At 71.3% G+C, this 14,807-nt stretch carries 7 protein-coding genes; 6 read left to right on the top strand and 1 reads right to left on the bottom strand.

Annotation, left to right across the window (positions count from 1 at the left end; all coding sequences use genetic code 11):
- The first annotated feature begins 54 nt into the window (after window positions 1-54).
- The 3 genes from argH (at window position 55) to PSQ39_RS13330 (ending at window position 3,632) form a co-directional block, all read left to right on the top strand.
- A complete protein-coding gene (gene argH / locus PSQ39_RS13340) occupies window positions 55-1,482 on the top strand; it encodes an argininosuccinate lyase (protein ID WP_273927300.1) in 1,428 nt (475 codons plus the stop codon).
- Between the two features lie 96 nt (window positions 1,483-1,578).
- Window positions 1,579-2,238: a response regulator gene (locus tag PSQ39_RS13335; protein WP_273927299.1), complete on the top strand. Its 660-nt coding sequence runs from the start codon at window positions 1,579-1,581 to the stop codon at window positions 2,236-2,238.
- Window positions 2,235-3,632, top strand: coding sequence for an ATP-binding protein (locus tag PSQ39_RS13330; RefSeq protein WP_273927298.1), 1,398 nt, complete (start codon window positions 2,235-2,237; stop codon window positions 3,630-3,632). The genes PSQ39_RS13335 and PSQ39_RS13330 overlap by 4 nt, the downstream gene beginning before the upstream one ends.
- A gap of 49 nt (window positions 3,633-3,681) precedes the next feature.
- Here the strand turns inward: PSQ39_RS13330 and PSQ39_RS13325 are convergent, their stop codons facing one another.
- Window positions 3,682-4,560, bottom strand: coding sequence for an alpha/beta fold hydrolase (locus tag PSQ39_RS13325; protein WP_273927297.1), 879 nt, complete (start codon window positions 4,558-4,560; stop codon window positions 3,682-3,684).
- A 269-nt stretch (window positions 4,561-4,829) separates the two neighbouring features.
- Here PSQ39_RS13325 and PSQ39_RS13320 point away from each other — a divergent pair, with 269 nt between their 5' ends.
- From PSQ39_RS13320 to pbpC, 3 genes are all read left to right on the top strand, one after another.
- Window positions 4,830-6,362 (top strand): Do family serine endopeptidase, encoded by a 1,533-nt coding sequence (locus tag PSQ39_RS13320; RefSeq protein ID WP_273927296.1) that lies wholly within the window; start codon window positions 4,830-4,832, stop codon window positions 6,360-6,362.
- Between the two features lie 78 nt (window positions 6,363-6,440).
- On the top strand, window positions 6,441-12,398 hold the full coding sequence (locus tag PSQ39_RS13315; RefSeq protein ID WP_409242032.1) for an alpha-2-macroglobulin family protein: 5,958 nt from the start codon (window positions 6,441-6,443) through the stop codon (window positions 12,396-12,398).
- Window positions 12,395-14,722 carry a penicillin-binding protein 1C gene (gene pbpC, locus PSQ39_RS13310; RefSeq protein WP_273927295.1) on the top strand — a complete coding sequence of 776 codons (2,328 nt, stop codon included), beginning with the start codon at window positions 12,395-12,397 and terminating at the stop codon, window positions 14,720-14,722. Before PSQ39_RS13315 ends, pbpC begins: the two co-directional genes overlap by 4 nt.
- The last annotated feature ends 85 nt before the right edge of the window (window positions 14,723-14,807 follow it).

The following is a 14,807-nucleotide window of genomic DNA, read 5'->3' as shown; positions in this document are numbered from 1 at the left end:
GCGCCTCATGGACGTCGGCCGCCAGACCGCCGTCCGAACCGGATTATTGACCCCATGTCTTCCAGCTCCCAACCCGCATCGGCCTCCGTCAACCAGCTCGACAAGAAATCGGAGGCCTGGTCGGCCTTGTTTTCCGAGCCCATGAGCGATCTGGTCAAGCGTTACACCTCCAGCGTCTTTTTTGACAAACGCCTTTGGCTGGCGGACCTGACCGGCTCGCTGGCCCACGCCGACATGCTGGCCGCGCAAGGCATCATCAGCGCCGACGACCTGGCCGCCATCCAGCGCGGCATGGCGCAGATCCGCGCTGAAATCGAAGCCGGCAGCTTTGAGTGGAAGCTGGACCTGGAAGACGTTCACCTCAACATCGAAGCCCGCCTGACCCAATTGGTGGGCGACGCCGGCAAGCGCCTGCACACCGGCCGCAGCCGCAACGACCAGGTGGCCACCGACGTGCGCCTGTGGCTGCGCTCTGAGATTGACCTCATCAGCGGCCTGCTGGTGGACCTGCAAAAAGCCTTGCTGGACATCGCCTCGCGCAACGTCGAGGTCATCCTGCCCGGCTTCACCCACCTGCAAGTGGCCCAGCCCGTGAGCTTTGGCCACCACATGCTGGCCTATGTGGAGATGTTCAGCCGCGACGCCGAGCGCATGGTTGACGTGCGCCGCCGCGTCAACCGCCTGCCGCTGGGCTCGGCCGCGCTGGCCGGCACCAGCTACCCGCTGGACCGCGCCCGCGTGGCGCAAACCCTGGGCATGGATGGCGTGTGCCAGAACAGCCTGGACGCCGTGAGCGACCGTGACTTCGCGATCGAATTCACCGCCGCCGCCTCGCTGGCCATGGTGCACATCAGCCGCCTGTCCGAAGAGCTGATCCTGTGGATGAGCCAGAACTTCGGCTTCATCCAGATCGCGGACCGTTTCACCACCGGCAGCTCGATCATGCCGCAGAAGAAAAACCCCGACGTGCCCGAGCTCGCCCGTGGCAAGACCGGCCGCGTGGTGGGCCACCTGATGGGCCTGATCACCCTGATGAAGGGCCAGCCCCTGGCCTACAACAAGGACAACCAGGAAGACAAAGAGCCGCTGTTCGACACCGTCGACACGCTCAAGGACACGCTGCGCATCTTCGCCGAGATGGTGGACGGCATCACCGTGCGCCCGCAGGCCATGGAAGACGCGGCCAAGCGCGGCTACGCCACCGCCACCGACCTGGCTGACTACCTGGTGAAGAAGGGCCTGCCCTTCCGTGACGCCCACGAAACCGTGGCCCACGCCGTCAAGGCCGCCATCGCCCAGCAAGTGGACCTGTCTGAACTGCCGCTGGCCGTGCTCCAAGAGTTCAACCCCAGCATCGAGCAAGACGTCTACGAAGTGCTGAGCCTGCGCGGCTCGCTCAACGCGCGCAACACCTTGGGGGGCACCGCGCCCGAGCAGGTGCGCGCCCAGATCGCCCGCCACCGCCAACGCCTGGCGGCTTGAGGCCTGGGCCCCGGCGCTGACCGGGGCTTCAGCCTGGCCTAAGGCGGTGGCCGCAAACTCCTGGTTTCGATTGACCAAGCCCTGCGAGACCCCGCGATGAGACTGCTGCTGGTAGAAGACGACCCCATGATCGGCCAGGCCGTGCTGGATGTGCTGCGCGCCGAGCACTACGCCGTGGACTGGGTGCGCGATGGCGAGATGGCCCAAACCGCCCTGGCCAGCAGCGCCTATGACCTGATGCTGTTGGACCTGGGCCTGCCCCGGCGCGACGGCCTGCAGGTGCTGCGTGAACTGCGCCAGCAACGCAGCCCCCTGCCGGTGCTGGTGCTGACCGCCCGCGATGCCGTGGGCGACCGCGTGGCCGGCCTGGACGCTGGCGCCGACGACTATCTGGTCAAACCCTTTGACACCAACGAGCTGCTGGCCCGGGTGCGCGCTTTGCTGCGCCGCCAATCCGGCCAGGCGGGCCCGGTGTTCGAGCAGCACGGCGTGCGCCTCAACCCCGCCACCCACGAAGCCAGCCTGCACGGCCAACCGGTCAGCCTGTCGGCGCGTGAATGGGCGGTGTTGGAGCCGCTGTTGGCCCGGCCTGGGGTGATTTTTTCGCGTCCCCAACTGGAAGAAAAACTCTTCAGCTGGAAAGACGAAGTCAGCAGCAACGCGGTGGAGGTCTACATCCACGGCGTGCGCAAAAAACTGGGCGCTGGCCTGATCCAGACCGTGCGCGGCCTGGGCTACCTGGTGCCGCGCGAATGAGCGATCGCGCCTCATCGCCACCCTCTGGGCTGCGCCTGGGGCCGCGTCACTCGTTGCGCGCCCGCCTGCAGGCCTTGGTGCTGGGCGCGATCTTGCTGGCCTGCGCAGTGCTGGCCACGGCGGCCTACCGCAACGCCTTGCGCGAGGCCGACGCCTTGTTCGATGAACACCTGCAACAGCTGGCGCGCCAGGTGCAGCAAGGCGTGCCCCTGGGCATCCTGCATCCGGGGCAGGCGGACGGCGGAGGCATTGAGGTGCAGGTCTGGGGGCCGGACGGCTTGCAGCTGTTTCGCTCGCCCCGCTCGGTGCTGCCAGGGCGCGCGGTGCTGGGCTTTTCTGACCTGGAGGTGGACGGCGCGCGCTACCGGGTCTATTCGCTGCAGTCGCCCTTGCAGACCGTGCAGATCGCCCAGGACATGGGCGAGCGCGATGCGCGCGCGCGCGGCCTCGCCCTGCGCGCGGTGCTGCCGCTTTTGGGCATCACGCCCCTGCTGATGCTGGTGGTCGGCTGGATCATTGGCCGCACTTTGCGCCCGGTGCAGCGCATGCAGCGCCAGGTGGCCCAGCGCAGCGCAGACGACCTCTCGCCCCTGCCCGAGCAAGACCTGCCCGACGAGGTGCGCCCCTTGGTGGGGGAGTTGAATGCCTTGTTCGCCCGCGTGCAGGCCACGTTGCAAACCCAGCGCCACTTTGTGGCCGATGCCGCACATGAGCTGCGCACCCCGCTGACGGCCTTGCGCCTGCAGCTGCAGGCCTGGCAGCGCGCCCCTGATGCGGCGGCCCGCGACCAGGCGCAGCAGCGCCTGCACGAGGGCATCGAGCGCGCCATCGACCTGGTGGCGCAGTTGCTGCTGCTGGCCCGGGCCGAAAGCCAGGAGGCTGGCGGGCAGGGCGCCTGGGGCCCGGTGGATTTGCTGACCCTGACCCGCGAGGGCGTGGCCGAGTGGCTGCCGCAGGCCGGCGCGCGCGGCCTGGACCTGGGGCTGGCCGAGGCGCCTGGGACGGGTCGCTCCGACCTGCCTCTGTGCGTGCCCGGCCAGGCCGAGGCCTTGCGGGTGCTCTTGCGCAACCTGCTGGACAACGCCATCAAGTACACGCCAGGGCCGGGGCAGGTCGATGTGTCGCTGTTCCGCGATCCGGCCTCGGCGCAGGTGGTCTGGCGCGTGGAAGACAGCGGCCCCGGCATTGCGCCGGCGCAGCGCAGCCGGGTGCGTGACCGCTTCATGCGCGGCGAGGCGGTGGCCGACATCCCGGGCAGCGGCCTGGGCCTGGCCATCGTCGAGGCGATCGCCCGCCAGCATGGCGCGCAACTGGTGTTGGGCGAGTCGGCCCGCCTGGGCGGGCTCAGCGTCAGCGTGTGCTTTGGCCCGGCAAGCGCCGGCCCAGGCGCTTGAACCTGGGACGACCGCCGCCGGCCGACGCGCCTGCGTGGGCTGCGGCACCTCAGTGCGCGGCCAGGTGGGGCAGCACCAGGGGCAGCAGGCGCTGCACCACGCCCTCGGGCAGGTCGTGGCCCATGCCGTCGATGACCGCCATGCGGGCCCCGGGGATGCGCGCGGCCGTGTCCTGGCCGCAGGCCAAGGGCACCAGGGGGTCTTGCCGACCGTGCACCACCAGGGTCGGGGTGCTGATGCGGGCCAAGGCTTTGGCGCGCCCGCTGTCGGCCACGATGGCGGCCATCTGCCGCACCGTGCCCTCGGGGTGGTAGCTGCGGTGGATGCCGGCCAGGATGCGCCGGCGCAGCGCTTCAGGGTCGTCCTGGAAGGCGGGGCTGCCAATCAGTCGGTACAGCTGCAGGTAGTGGTGCAGCACGCTGTCGGTGTCACCACTGGGCCGGCGCAGCAGCGCGGCCCGGGCGGCCGCGCTGGGGCCCGGCAGGCCCCGCGCGCCGCTGCTGCTCATCACGCTGGTCAGGCTGCGCAGGCGAAGGGGGGCGGAAATCGCCATGCGCTGGGCGATCATGCCGCCCATGCTCACCCCCAGCACATGGGCGCGCTCGATCTGCAAGGCGTCGAGCAGGTCCAACCCGTCTTGCGCCATGTCCTGCAGTCGGTAGGGTGGGCGCGCCGGCATGCACAGGGCATGGCGCAACAGGTGCCAGGGCAGGTGGGGCACGCCGAGTTCGTCGAAGTGCTGCGACAGGCCGATGTCGCGGTTGTCAAAGCGGATGACCCGGTGGCCTGCGTTCACCAGGCCATCGACCAGGCTGGCCGGCCAGGCCACCAGCTGCATGCCCAGGCCCATGATCAACAGCACCACGGGGCCGTCGTGCGGGCCTTCATCTCGGATTTCAAGACTGATGTGCTTGGTTTTGATTTTCATGGGTGCTTGGGGCTTTGCAGATGGGACGGTGGGCACAGGCGGTCAGCTGGTGCCGTTTGACGGCGCCAATTTAACGGCTCCACCCGGCTGTTGGGGGGGCTCAAGACCGTTTGGAAACCATTTCTGACCGCCGTTACAGCCGGTCGTTCACCTGTGTCTGGCGTTGGCGGATTGGGCTGGTCTTGGGCGGCCAAACCTGGGCTTAAGAACGACCTAAGCCTGGCCTTGCACAGTCGGACCATTGCAACAGCCCCTCACAGGAGTGAACCATGTCCTCTTCCCCCAGCTTCAAGTTGAGCCCGTCCCGTTTGCTGCTGGCCTTGCTGGCCGCGGGCGCCCTCGGTGGCGCCGGGGTGTCCGCCGTGCAGGGCCTTCAGGCCCATGCCCAGGCGGGCCCGGCGGCGCTGAGTGCGCCGGCCCAGGCGCCCCTGGGGGCGGTCAGTTCCCCCGACTTTTCACAGATCACCGAGCGCTATGGCCCGGCGGTGGTCAACATCAGTGTGCTCGGCACCACCCAGGTCAGCGATGACGACGACAGCGAAGACGCTGCCGCCGCTGCGCCGGGCATGCCGCCGGGCATGGCCGAGTTCTTGCGCCGCTTTGGCCAGTTGGGCCCCCAGGCAGGCGCTGGCCGCAGCCCGCGCGCCCAGCCCCAAGAGACGCCCACCCGAGGCCAGGGCTCGGGCTTCATCGTCAGCGAAGACGGTTTGATCCTGACCAATGCCCATGTGGTCAAGGGCGCCAAGGAAGTGACCGTCAAGCTGACCGACCGGCGCGAGTTCCGCGCCAAGGTGCTGGGCGCCGACCCGCGCACCGACGTGGCGGTGATCAAGGTCGAGGCCCAGCACCTGCCTGTGGTGCGCATGGGGCGCATGGCCGACCTGAAGGTAGGCGAGTGGGTGCTGGCCATTGGCTCGCCCTTCGGCTTTGAGAACACCGTGACCGCGGGCGTGGTCAGCGCCAAGGGCCGTTCGCTGCCGGACGACAGCGCCGTGCCCTTCATCCAGACCGACGTCGCCATCAACCCGGGCAACTCGGGCGGGCCGCTGTTCAATGCGCGTGGCGAGGTGGTGGGCATCAACTCGCAGATCTACAGCCGCACCGGGGGTTACCAGGGCGTGTCCTTTGCCATCCCGATCGATCTGGCCAACCGCATCCGCGAGCAAATCGTGGCCACAGGCCATGTCGAGCATGCCCGCCTGGGTGTGGTGGTGCAGGAGGTCAACCAGACCCTGGCGGACTCCTTCAAGCTCGACCGACCCGAAGGCGCCCTGGTCTCGCGCGTCGAGAAGAACGGCCCGGCCGAGCGCGCCGGCCTGCAATCGGGCGATGTGATCCGCCAGGTCAACGGCCAGAAAGTGGTGTCCTCGGGTGACCTGCCCGCCATCATCGCGCTGGCCTCGCCGGGCGACACCGTGTCGCTGGAGGTCTGGCGCCAGGGCAAGGCCCAGAGCCTGAGCGCGCGCCTGGGCAAGGCCGGTGAAAAGACCGCAGCCGCTGACAGCGACACCGACGCGGCCTCGGGCGCCAGCCCGGCCGGCAAGCTGGGCCTGGCCTTGCGGCCCCTGCAGCCGCAGGAGCACCAGCAACTGGGCCTGGCCGATGGTCTGCTGGTGCAGACCGCCCGCGGCGCGGCGGCCCGCGCCGGGGTGCAGTCCGGTGATGTGCTGCTGGCCGTCAATGGCACGCCGGTGCGCTCGGTGGAGCAGGTGCGCGCGGCGGTGGCGCCGTCGGACAAGTCGGTGGCCTTGCTGATCCAGCGCGGGGAAGACCGCATTTTTATGCCCCTGCGCTTGGGCTGATGCAGGCGGGTCGCCCCCTCTTGAGGGCCCCGGGCGGCGGACATTCGGCTACGCTTGGCGGCTCAGGAGGAGCCCAAGGTGACGAAGTCCAAACAGCTCAAAGGTCTGGCCAGGTGGGTGCCATGGGCGCTGGGCGCCTGTTTGCTGGGTGCCAGCCCCGCCCAGGCCCTGCAGATCAGCAAGGCCAGCCCGCAAGGCGAGGTGGGCGAGGTGCGGCAGGTGCGCCTTCAGTTCGATCGCCCCGCCGTGGCCGAAGGCCAGCCCCAGGCCCCGGCGCCGGCCAGCGTCAGCTGCCAGGATGCGGCGGCCGCGCAGGGCAGCGGGCGCTGGCTCAATGCCCGGGAATGGGTTCATGACTTCGAACAGCGCGTGCCGCCAGGCCAGACCTGCATGGTGCAAACCAAGGCCGGCTTCAAAGGCCTGCAGGGCGACGCGCTGGGCGCCTCGGTCACCTACCGCTTCAACACCGGCGGTCCTTTTGTGCTGGATGTGTTCCCACCGACCGAGGAGCGCATCGACGAGGAGCAGGTCTTCCTGCTGCACCTGGACAGCCCGGCCACGCCGGCCAGCGTGCTGGCCCAGGTGGGCTGCGCGGTGGAAGGCCTGGGTGAGCGCGTGCCCGTGCGCCTGCTGGACGAGGCCCAGCGCCAGGCGCTGCTGAAAAGCCGGGGCCTGGTGCGGGCCGCCGCCGCAGAGCCCCAGCGCTACCTCACCCTGGCCTGCCAGCGGCGCCTGGCCTCGTCGGCCCAGGTCGAGTTGGTGGTCCAAGCGGGCCTGAGCAGCCCGGGTGGTGTGCGCAGCAAAACCGAAAAGCGCTACCGCTACCAAGTGCGCGAAGCTTTCAGCGCCAGCTTCAGTTGCGAGCGCGAAAACGCCCAGGCCGCCTGCCTGCCGCTGCGCCCGCTGAGCCTGCGCTTCAACGCCCCGGTGGCGCGCCGCGTGGCCGAGGCGGTGCGCCTGGAAGGGGACTCGGGCGCCCTCAAGCCGCGGCTGGAGCGCCACGGCGAAGACCGCGACGGCCAGGTCACCGAGCTGCGTTTTGACCCGCCATTCCCTGAGCGCAGTCGCTACCGGCTGAGCCTGCCGGCCAGCTTGTCCGATGTGTCCGGGCGGCCGCTGTCCAATGCCGCCACCTTTCCGCTGGCGGTGGCCACCGGGCCCCTGCCGCCGCTGGCCAAGTTTGCCGCCTCGCCTTTTGGCATCGTCGAGCGCCTGGCCGAGCCCGGTCAGCCGCCGCTGCTGCCCGTCACCCTGCGCCAGGTCGAGCCCGCCTTGCGCGTGCAGGCCCTGAGCCCAGGCCGCGTCAAGGACCTGCAGCCCCGCAGCGACGCGGACATCATCGCTTGGCAGCGCAAGGTGCAGGCCCTGGACGCCTTCTTGGTGCCGCGCAAGACGGCCCAGCGCCTGCTCAGCGGCCCCCTGCCCAAGCCCCCGCAGGCGGACCTGGCCGACCAGGTGGAGTCGCGCAGCGTCTCCCTGCTGCAAGGGCTGGGCGGGGCCCGCGCGCTGGACCTGCCCCAGCCCGCCTCGACCGACCCGCGCCCCTTCGAGGTGGTGGGCATTCCGCTGACACCGGGTTTCCATGTGCTGGAGATCGCCTCGCCCACCCTGGGCGCCGCGTTGCTGGACCCGGCCTATGGTGCACAGCGCGCGATGTTCGTGCGGACCACCGCCTTGGTCACCAACCTGGGCGTGCATTTCAAGCTGGGCCGAGACAACGCGCTGGCCTGGGTCACCACCCTGGACAAGGGCGCGGTGGTGGCCGGCGCCCAGGTGCGGGTGTCCGACTGCCAGGGGCGCGAGGTGGCCTCGGGCCAGACCAATGCCCAGGGCCTGGTGGTGTTGGCGCAGGTGCCGGTGCAGCCGCCGGCTTGCGCCAGCCTGGGCGGGCCCGGCGGCGAAGAGGACTACCGCCAGGCCTATTTCGTCAGCGCCCGCGCGCGTGGCGCTGACGGGGTCGAGGACCTGGCCTTCACCTGGAGCGACTGGACCCGGGGCATCGAGTCCTGGCGCTTCAACGTGCCCACCAGCCGCGAGGCCCAGGCCGACCAGCGTGCCCACACCGTGCTCGACCGCCCCCTGCTGCGCGCCGGCGAGACCGTGTCCATGAAGCACTACCTGCGCCTGGAAACCCGCCAAGGCCTGGCCCAGCCCGCCCAAGGCCCGGCCCAACTGACCATCACCCACGACGGCAGCGGCCAGCAGTTCACCCTGCCGCTGAGTTGGCGCAAGACGGCCAGCGGCGGCTTCAGCGCCGAAAGCCAGTTCAGCGTGCCCGGCGCCGCCAAGCTGGGGCGCTACAGCCTGATGCTGGACGGGCGCGAGACCGGTGAATTCCGTGTCGAGGCCTTCCGCCTGCCCGTGTTCGAGGGCCGCATTGGCCCGCTCAAGCCCGAGGCCTTGCTCAGCAGCCGCCAGGTCACGGCGCAGATGCAGCTCAACTACGTGTCCGGCGGGCCGGCGGCGCAGTGGCCGGTGCGGGTGTCCGCCGCGCTGCGCCCGCGCGCCCTCAGTTTTGCCGACTACGAGGACTACAGCTTCAACCCGCCGCGCCAGCGCGGTGCGGGCTCGGCCAACGGCGGCGACGAAGAAGACGCCCAGGCCGTGCAGGACCAGCGCCTGGTGGCCGACAAGATCGCCCTCACCCTGGACCGGCAGGGCTCGGGCCGCGTGGCCCTGCCCGAGCTGCCGCGCAGCGAGCAGGCGCAGGACCTGCTGATCGAGGCCAGCTACGCCGACCCCAACGGCGAGCTGCAAACCCTGCGCAGCGTGACCCCGCTGTGGCCGGCGGCGGTGATCGCCGGGCTCAAGACCGAGGGCTGGGCGGCCAGCCAGCAAAGCCTGCGCTTTCAGGCCCTGGCCCTGGACCTGCGTGGCCAGCCGCAGGCCGGTGTGGCGCTGGAGGTGCGCGCCGTGGCGCGCCGCACCAGCAGCAGCCGCAAGCGCATGGTGGGCGGTTTCTACACCTACGACAACCAGTCCGACACGCGCGACCTGGGCACGGTGTGCAGCGGTCGCAGCGGCGCCCAGGGCCTGCTGGTCTGCGAGACCACGGTCAAAGAGTCCGGCGAGGTGGAGCTGATCGTGCGCGCCAAGGACGCCCAGGGCCAGGTGGCCCAGGCGGCGGGCTCGGTTTGGATCACCCAGCAGGGCGAGCTGTGGTTTGGTGGGGACAACCACGACCGCATCGACGTGCTGCCCGAAAAGCGCAGCTACCAAGCGGGCGACACGGCCCGCTTTCAGGTGCGCATGCCCTTCCGCTACGCCACCGCCCTGGTGGCGGTGGAGCGCGAAGGCATCCTCCACACCGAGGTGGTGACGCTGCAGGGCCGCGACCCGACCGTCAGCCTCAAGGTGCGGCCCGACTGGGGACCCAATGTCTACGTCAGCGTGCTGGCCCTGCGCGGGCGCCTGCGCGAAGTGCCCTGGTACAGCCTCTTCACCTGGGGCTACAAGGCGCCGCGCGAGTGGTGGACCGCCTTCTGGCACGAAGGGCGCGAGTACCAGGCCCCCACCGCCCTGGTGGACCTGAGCAAGCCCGCTTACCGCCTGGGCCTGGCCGAGATCCGCGTCGGCACCCAGGCGCACCGGCTGGAGGTCAAGGTCAGCCCTGACCGCGCCAGCTACCCGGTGCGCGGCCAGGCCCGCGTGCAGATCAGCGCCACCTTGCCCGACGGTCGCCCCGCCGCCGGGGCCGAGGTGGCCCTGGCCGTGGTGGATCAGGCCCTGCTGGAGCTCAGCCCCAACCGCAGCTGGAACCTGCTGGACGCCATGCTGCAGCGCCGCGCCTGGGGCGTGGAAACCGCCACCGCGCAGATGGAAATCATTGGCCGGCGCCACTACGGTCGCAAGGCCGTGCCCGCCGGCGGCGGGGGCGGGCGGGGCGCCACGCGCGAGTTGCTCGACACCTTGCTGCTGTGGAATCCCCGGGTCACCCTGAACGCCCAGGGCCAGGCCAGTGTGACGGTGCCACTGAACGACGCGCTGAGCACCTTCACCGTGGCGGCTGTGGCCGATTCGGGCGCCGGCCTGTTTGGCACCGGCACGGCCAGCCTGCGCACCACGCAGGACCTGCAGCTCATCAGCGGCCTGCCGCCCCTGGTGCGCGAGGACGACCAGTTCCGTGCCCAATTCACCCTGCGCAACACCACGGCCCAGGCCATGAAGGTGCAACTCAGCCCGCGTGCCACGTTGCTGACCCTGGCGCCGCAGACGGTGGACATCCCGCCCGGCGAAGCGCGCGAACTGGCCTGGACCGTCACCACCCCGGCCGCGCTGGCCCTGAGCCGCTTCGAGTCCCTGCTGTGGGAGCTGGAGGCGCGCGACACCCTGAGCGGCGCGCGCGACGCGCTCAAGGTGCAGCAACGCGTGCTGCCTGCCGTGCCGGTCACCGTGCAGCAGGCCAGCCTGGTGCAGCTGGATGGGCCCTTCCAGCTCGCTGTGCAGGCGCCTGCCCAGAGCCTCGCCGGGCGCGGCGGCGTCAAGCTGGCGCTGCAACCGCGCCTGGCCGAAGGCCTGCCCGGCGTGCGGGACTGGTGGGCTGCCTACCCCTATGCCTGCCTGGAGCAGCAAAGCAGCCGTGCCCTGGGCCTGCACGATGTGCGCCGCTGGCAGGCCTTGCTGAACCAGATGCCGGGCTACCTGGACGCCGACGGCCTGGCCAGCTACTTCCCGCCGCGCGAGGGCGAAGCCAGCCGTGGCAGCGATGTGCTCAGCGCCTACTTGCTGGCCGCCAGCCACGAAGCCGCCAGCCTGGACCCGGCGCTGGCCCTGAGCGAGCCCCTGCGCACCGCCTTGCTGCGCGGCCTGAGCGCATTTGTCGAAGGCCGCATCAGCCGCCAGGGGTGGAGCCCACGCCCCGACCTGGACGCGCGCAAGCTCGCGGCGCTGGAGGCGATGTCGCGCTACGGCCCCGTGCCCGCGCGCCTGATCACCAGCCTGAGCCTGACGCCGCAGCAGTGGCCCACGCACAGCGTGATCGACTGGTACTGGCTGCTCAAGCGCCAGACCGACTGGCCGCAGCGCACCCAGCGCCTGGCCGAGGCCACGCAAATCCTGCAGGCGCGCCTGGTCTACCAGGGCAGCCGGGTCGGCTTCAACACCGAGGCCGAAGACGGCTGGTGGTGGCTGATGCAAAACGCCGACGTCAACACCGCCCGTTGGCTGCTGGCGGTGCTCGACGAGCCCGCCTGGCAGGACGATCTGCCGCGCCTGGCCAAGGGTTTTCTGGGCCGCCAGCAGCGTGGCGCCTGGAGCACCACCACGGCCAACTTCTGGGGCGTGCTGGCCCTGGACAAGTTCTCGGCCCGCTTCGAGCGCACGCCGGTCACCGGCAGCACCCGCGCCAGCCTGGGCGCGACCAGCGGGGCCGTGGACTGGGCCCGGGTGAGCCGGGTCCAGCCCGGCGATGCGGGCGGTGCGCCCCAGCGCGCCAGCACCCTGGGCGCCCCGGCCGCGCCCGAGGCCTGGCGCCACAACACGGTGCTGCTGCCTTGGCCGGCCGAGGCCGGTCCGCGCGAGCTGCAGGTCAACCACCAGGGCACGGGCAAGCCCTGGCTGACGCTGCAGTCGCTGGCCGCCGTGCCCCTCAAGGAGGCGGTCAACGCGGGCTACCAATTGCGCAAGACCATCCAGCCGCTGGAGCAGGCGGTCAAAGGCCGCTACACGCGCGGCGATGTGCTGCGCATCAGCCTGGAGCTGCAGGCCAGCGCCGACATGAGCTGGGTCGTGCTCAGCGACCCGGTGCCAGCGGGCGCGACCGTGCTGGGCAGCGGGCTGGGCCGGGACTCGGCCCTGGCCACCCAGGGCGAAAAGCGCAGCGGTGTGGCCTGGCCGGCCTTCGAGGAGCGCAGCTTCGAGGCCTTCCGCAGCTACTACGAGTTCCTGCCCAAGGGCCTGACCCGGGTGGAGTACACCGTGCGCCTGAACAACGTCGGCGACTTTGGCCTGCCGCCCACCCGCGCCGAGGCCATGTACGCGCCCGAGGTCTTTGGCGCGCTGCCCAACGCGCGCCTGCAGGTCCTGCCCGCGCCATGAAGCGCTTGACGCGTCGCTGGCCGGCCGCGCGCCGCCTGCGGGCCCTGCTGCTGGCGCTGGGCCTGCTGGGCGCTGCCGTGGCGGCGCAAGCCTTGCCGTCTTACGACGAGGTGCGGCGCGCCCACCGCCCCAGCGACACCCAGGTGCTGGACCGCCACGGCGAGCTGCTGCACACCGTGCGCACCGACCCCAGCGCCCGGCGTGGCGACTGGCTGACGCTGGACCAGGTCTCGCCCGCCCTGCGCCTGGCCTTGCTGCTCAGCGAGGACCGGCGGTTTTACGAACACAGCGGGGTGGACTGGCAGGCGGTGTCAGCGGCCGCCTGGGGCAACCTGTGGAACAGCCGCACGCGTGGCGCCTCCACCCTGACCATGCAGTTGGCCGGCCTGCTCGACGGCGACTGGCGCGCCGGGCCCGGTGGGCGCAGCGTGGTCCAGAAGCTGGGCCAGACGGTGGCCGCCCAGGTGCTGGAGCGGCACTGGCGCAAAGACCAGATCCTGGAGGCCTACCTCAACCTGGTGCCCTTCCGGGGCGAGCTGGTGGGGCTGGACGCGCTCTCGCGCAGCCTGTTTGGCAAGGCCGCCCACGGCCTGGACGAGCGCGAAGCCGCGGTCGCCGTGGCCTTGCTGCGCGCGCCCAACGCCCGCTTGCCCGTGCTGGTGCGCCGTGCCTGCGGTGTGCTGACCGAGCTGCAACGCCTGGGGGACCCGGGCCGGGCCGCGCCCGACTGCCAGGCCTTGGACCTGTGGGTCGGCGCCGCCTTGCAGCGCCCCGCGCTGGAGCCCAGCCGGGGCCTGGCGCCACACTTTGCCCGCCTGGCCCTGCGCCAGCAGTCCCAGGGCGGGCGCGCTCTGGTGGCGCTCAAAACCCCGCTGTCCGCGCCGGTGCAGCGCTTTGCCGTGCAAAGCCTGCAGCGCCAACTGCGTGAGCTGGCCGGTCGCCAGGTCGAGGACGGCGCGGTGCTGGTGCTGGACAACGCCAGCGGCGAGGTGCTGGCCTGGGTGGGCTCGTCGGGGGATTTGAGCCGGGCCAGCGAGGTCGACGCCGTGCTGGCGCCGCGCCAACCCGGCTCCACCCTCAAACCCTTTCTGTACGCCCAGGCCCTGGCGGAAAAGCGCCTGACGGCGGCGTCGCTGATCGATGACTCGGCCGCCCAACTGCCCACCGCCAGCGGCCTGTACATCCCGCAGAACTACGACCACCGCTTCAAGGGCTGGGTCTCGGTGCGCACCGCGCTGGCGGCCTCGCTGAATGTGCCGGCGGTGCGCACCCTGACCCAGGTCACGCCGGACGCCTTTCACCGCCAACTGCTGCGCCTGGGCCTGCCGCTGCGTGAAAGCGGCGACTACTTTGGCTACAGCTTGGCCCTGGGCAGTGCCGAAGTGCCCCTGCTGCGCCTGACCAATGCCTACCGGGTGCTGGCCAATGGCGGGCGCTTCAGCGAACCGGTGTGGCAGCTTCCCGGCCCGGGGACGCCCGCGCGCGCGCCCGGCCCGGTGGTGCTGGACCCGCGCGCGGCCTGGCTGGTGGGCGACATGCTCAGCGACGCGCAGGCGCGCGGCCGCACCTTTGGCAGCGACAGCGTGCTGGCCACGCGCTTTTGGAGCGCGGTCAAGACCGGCACCAGCAAGGACATGCGCGACAACTGGGCGCTGGGCTGGTCGGCCCGCTACACCGTGGGCGTGTGGGTGGGCAATGCGCGCGGCCAGGCCATGCGCGAGGTCAGCGGCACCTCGGGTGCCGCCCCGGTCTGGGCCGAGGTGATGGGTTTTTTGCATGCCCACGAGCCCAGCCGTGCTCCGGCCCCGCCGCCCGGCCTGGTCAGCACGGAGGTGCGTTTTGCCCTGCCCGAGCGCGCCCAGGCCGCCGGCCAGTGGCCCGAGGCGCCGCGCCGGGAGTGGTTTCTGCAGGGCACCGAGCAAACCAGGTTTGCCGTCACCGAGCCCGCCGCCCAGGTCGAGGGCCGGCTCAGCGCCCGCATTGCCGAGCCCGCCGAGGGCACGGTGCTGGCGCTGGACCCGGACATCCCGCCCCAGCACCAGCGGGTGCTGTTCCGCGCCAGCAGCTGGCCAGCGGGATCGGCGCGGGGGTCGGCGGCGGCGCGGGCCTCGGCGGGCCTGCAGTGGCGGCTCGATGGGCGGGCGGTGGCGCGGGGCGGTGAATGGCGCTGGTTGCCCTGGCCCGGGCGGCATCGGGTGCAGCTCAGCGACGCGCGCGGCCAGCTGCTGCACGAGATCACTTTGGAGGTGCGCGGCGCGGGCGTGCGGGCGGGTGTGGACCCACCTGGGGGCCCGACCCAAGCCCCGGCCGCCGCTTTGCGTTGAGGCGGGTTTTCCCGTGGGCGACCCCGCTGCGCCGGTGAGGCCCTGCAAATCGCCTACCATCGCTGCCTTTGCGAACACGATGTAA

The organism is Curvibacter microcysteis, assembly GCF_028649455.1.
Lineage (GTDB): Bacteria > Pseudomonadota > Gammaproteobacteria > Burkholderiales > Burkholderiaceae_C > Curvibacter > Curvibacter microcysteis.
This window is presented reverse-complemented; position numbering and strand designations above follow the sequence as displayed.